This window comes from Nocardia tenerifensis NBRC 101015, from assembly GCF_000308715.1.
Classification (GTDB): Bacteria; Actinomycetota; Actinomycetes; order Mycobacteriales; family Mycobacteriaceae; genus Nocardia; species Nocardia tenerifensis.
The window spans coordinates 1-3607 of sequence record NZ_BAGH01000490.1 but is presented as its reverse complement, the minus strand read 5'-3'; the positions used below and the strand labels follow the sequence as shown (position 1 = coordinate 3607).

3 protein-coding genes are annotated in these 3607 nt (G+C 71.6%); 2 read left to right on the top strand and 1 reads right to left on the bottom strand.

Translation table 11 applies throughout. From position 1 onward, the window contains the following. Window positions 1-1694 (top strand): helix-turn-helix transcriptional regulator (locus tag ON39_RS34335; RefSeq protein WP_040740468.1); only part of this gene is annotated, 1694 nt, incomplete at its 5' end. Window positions 1695-1872: 178 nt separating this feature from the next. Beyond that, window positions 1873-2649, top strand: a complete 777-nt coding sequence (locus ON39_RS34330) for a thioesterase II family protein (protein ID WP_040740467.1) — start codon at window positions 1873-1875, stop codon at window positions 2647-2649. Here the strand turns inward: ON39_RS34330 and ON39_RS34325 are convergent. Then, the coding region (locus tag ON39_RS34325; RefSeq protein ID WP_040740465.1) for a beta-ketoacyl reductase at window positions 2646-3607 on the bottom strand (962 nt) is incomplete at its 5' end. The genes ON39_RS34330 and ON39_RS34325 overlap by 4 nt on opposite strands.

Genomic DNA, 3607 nt, shown 5'->3' with positions numbered 1-3607 from the left:
TGGCCGCGCACCTGCTCGCCGCGGACACCGCGCCGGGCGCGTGGGCGGTGCAGGTGCTGCGCGACGCCGCCGAGCAGGCGCGGGCGGTCGACGACAACGGTTCGGCGGCAAGGTTTTTGGAGCTCGCGCTCACCGCGGTGACCGACGAGCGGGAGCGGCTGGACATCACCGGCACGCTCGTGTTCGTGACCTGGCGGGTGAACCCCTCGGTGGCCATCCGGCACGCCGCGCCGCTGCGGGCCGCGCTGCAACGCGGCGAGCTGAGCGGCCGGGCCGTCGTCGCGGTGCTGCGCTGCGCGCTCTGGTCCGGCGACGAGGAGACGGTGTCCCGGTCGCTCACGGTGCTCTCGGAGTCGCTCGGCCCGGACGACGCGCGCACGGCCGCGCAGATCCGGGTGGCGCGCCTCTGGTTCTACGGCCCGGCCCACGGCCGGCTACCCGATTTCGGCGATCCCTCCCGCACCAGCGCCGAGCCGTGGACCACCGCGATCAACACGCTCAGCACCGTGCTGACCCATGGCGGCAGCGACGCGGCGACGGCCAGCGCCGAGCAAGTCCTGCAGAGCTGCCAGCTCGGCGATATCGAACTGGAGTCGGTCGCCGCGGCGATCATGACGCTGGTGGCGGGCGGCGAGGTGAGCCGGGCCATCTGGTGGTGCGACGAGATCATTCGCGACGCCGTGCGCCATCACACCGTCACCTGGCAGGCGGCGCTCAGCGCGCTGCGTTCCGGCATCGCCTATCGGCGGGGCGAACTCGCCGCGGCCGCGATCCAGTCCGAGGCCGCGCTCGGGCTGCTGCCGCCGGAGAGCTGGGGCGTGCTGATCAGCGGCCCGTTGACGACGATGCTGCTGGCCTACACGGCGATGGGCGATCTCGCCTCGGCCTCGGCCGCGGCCCGGCATCCCGTGCCGCAGGCCATGTTCGGCACGGTGAACGGCCTGATGTACCTGCACGCGCGCGGTCAGTACTACCTGGCCGAGGACCGCGTGCTCGCGGCCATCAGCGACTTCCAGACCTGCGGCAGGCTGATGCGGGAATGGGCGCTGGACGTCCCGGTGCTCGTGCCGTGGCGGGTCGATCTCGCGGAGGCCAACCTGCGCCTCGGGCACGCCGCGGTGGCAAGGGAATTGGTGAAACAGCAGCTGAGTCAGCAGACTCCGCTCGACGCGCGGACTCGGGGAGTGTCGCTGCGCGTACTCGCCGCGTGCAGCGGACCGACGCAGCGCGCCGCGTTCCTTCAGCAGGCCGTCGATTGCCTCCAGGGGCCGAGCGATCGGCTGGAGCTGGCCAAGGCGCTGTCCGAGCTGAGCCAGGCCCATCAGCAGCTCGGCGAGTTCGAGCAGGCCCGCGCGCTGGCGCGGCGGGCGGCCCAGGAGATGAAGACCTATCGCTCCGGGGCGATGCTGCTCCAGCTGACCCACGAGCGCGCCAAGCCGGACCGTTCGCCGGTCGAGGAGCGGACCGAGCCGATACCGCGGCTCAGCGAGGCCGAGCGCCGGGTGGCCGAACTCGCCGCGCTCGGCCACACCAACCGGGAGGTCAGCCGGCGGTTGTTCATCACGGTCAGCACGGTCGAGCAGCATCTCACCAAGGTGTATCGCAAGCTCGGCGTGAACAGCCGGGCCGACCTGCCGACCGGGCTCGCCTTGCACAACAACGCGGTACCGACGGGTGAGGTGGACGCGTCCTGATACCTGGCGCTCGATCGGAACCCCTACTCGCACAGGCGGATCGCATCGCGACACGCCGGACCGGAGTAGGGGTTCGCCCGTAATCCGAGCTGAGGGGTCGCGCACGCTGGCGAGACTGCGGCGATACCGGCTTCAATCGAAGAGGCGCAGTGGCGCCGAGGCCGCGGAGGGAAGACGAATGAGCACACCAGGAACACCCGCTGAGACCGGCGCGTGGGTTCGCCGGTTCCACCCCGCGCCCGACGCGGCGACGAGGCTGATCTGCTTCCCGCACGCCGGGGGCTCGGCCACGTTCTACTTCCCGGTCTCGCGCGCGCTGTCGCCCGAGATCGACGTGCTCGCGATCCAGTACCCCGGGCGTCTGGAGCGGCGGCACGAGCCCTGTGTCGAGAACATTCACGAGCTGGCCGACCTGGTGGTCGAGCAGATTCGTCCCTGGCTGGATCGACCGGTCACCCTGTTCGGCCACAGTTTGGGCGCGACACTGGGTTTCGAGGTGGCTCGCCGCCTCGAGTCCGAAGGGCTTTCTCCCCTAACGCTTTTCGCCTCCGGCCGCCGGGCACCGTCGCGGTATCGCGACGAGTACGTCCACCGCTACGGCGACGACGCGCTCATCGAGCAGATCGGCCGAATGAGCGGCACGGACGCCAGGGTCCTCGGCGACGAGGAGATGCTGCGGATGATCCTGCCGACCATCCGCGGCGACTACAAGGCGGCCGAGACCTACCGCATGCGGCCGGGATCGCCGCTGGCGTGCCCGATCTCGGTGCTGACCGGGGACGACGACCCCGAGGTGACCCTGGACGAGGCGCGCGCCTGGGCCGAGCACACCGGCGGCCGGTTCGAGTTGACGGTGTTCGAGGGTGGGCACTTCTTCCTCACCGACCATGCGGCGGCGGTGCTGGAGCAGATCCGGCGGGTGGCGGCGGGGGTCACCGCGCCCGGTGCGCGCTAGAGGGAGCCGTCGAGTTCCTGGTCGAGGATGGCGAAGAGCTCGTCGGCGGTCGCGTCGGCGAGGTCGTCGGCGGGGTCCGCGCCGAACATCGTCTCGTGCAGGTGGGTGGCGAGCGCGGCGACCGACGGATAGTCGAACACCAGGCTCGGCGGTAACGCGCAGCCGGTGGCCGCGGCCAAGCGGTTCCGGAGTTCGACGGCGCTGAGCGAGTCGAAGCCGAGGTCGTGGAACTTCTGGTCCAGCTCTATGGCGTCGGCGCGGTCGTGGCCGAGCACGGCGAGCACCTCGGTCCGTACCAGCTGCCGGATCGCGTGGTCGCGTTGCCCACTGCGCATGGTCGAGAGTTGTTCGCGCAGTGCTCTTTTCGGTGTCGCCCTGACCGCGCGGCGGGCGGGCGCCAGGTCGCGGACCACGGCGGGCACGTTTCGGTCGCGCAGGGCCGCTCCGTCTACCCTGAGCGCCACCGGGACCGGGGTCTCGGCGCGGAGTGCGGCGTCGAACAGGGTGAGCGCTCGCTCGACCGGGAGCGCCGGGAAGCCCAGCGCGCGGGTGCGGCGTCGGACCTGGTCGAGTTCCGTGGTCAGACCCGTTCGCACGTCCCACAATCCGAAGACGGTGGAGACCGCGGGCAGGCCGAGGGAGCGGCGGTGGGTGGCGAGGGCGTCGAGGAAGACGTTGGCGGCGGCGTAGTTTCCCTGGCCGTCGGCCAGGACGTGCCCCGCGGCGGAGGAGAGCAGGACGAACGCGGCGAGATCGCGGGTGAGTTCGTGTAAGTGCCACGCCGCGTGGGCTTTCGGCGCGAGCACCGCGTCCATCCGGTCCGGTGTCATCGCATCGATCAGGCAGTTGTCCGAGATGCCCGCGGCGTGGACGACGGCGGTCAATGGATGCGCGGCGGGAATCGCGGCCAGCAGGCTCGCGAGCGCGCCCCGGTCGGCGACGTCGCAGGCCGCGACGG

What these genes read in the sequence shown, in the direction of transcription:
- ON39_RS34330 (WP_040740467.1), top strand. Translation starts at nt 1,873, where the DNA reads ATGAGCACACCAGGAACACCCGCTGAGACCGGCGCGTGGGTTCGCCGG.